This is a genomic window from Corynebacterium sp. LK2510 (assembly GCF_040946405.1).
In the GTDB taxonomy this organism is placed as follows: Bacteria; Actinomycetota; Actinomycetes; order Mycobacteriales; family Mycobacteriaceae; genus Corynebacterium.
The window spans coordinates 1-265 of the sequence record NZ_JAYWLR010000055.1 but is presented as its reverse complement, the minus strand read 5'-3'; the positions used below and the strand labels follow the sequence as shown (position 1 = coordinate 265).

At 55.8% G+C, this 265-nt stretch carries 1 pseudogene; it reads right to left on the bottom strand.

Going from position 1 to position 265, the window contains the following annotated elements:
* Positions 1–124: pseudogene (locus VVR41_RS10725) on the bottom strand (transposase); the annotation flags it as partial.
* Positions 125–265: the final 141 nt, after the last annotated feature.

The following is a 265-nucleotide window of genomic DNA, read 5'->3' as shown; positions in this document are numbered from 1 at the left end:
GCCACGTATAAAGAGTCCACCGGCCTGGGTACCCGAGCTCCCGGATTGTCTTTGTGACCGATTGGGTGCGCTTGCCAACCTTCAGCGCTGTGCGGCGCTGTTGTGCGGTGTAGGAACGGTTCATAATGAAATCCTCCAAGACTCCGTCCGCATCCCCTTCTTCGGCCTAATCCCCTCTACTGGCGACGCGTAATGGGAAGCGGCCCGTTGGGTGAAAACTCGTAAGGGGCGTGGGAATAGATTTAGAGATAGCTGATTGTTGTGT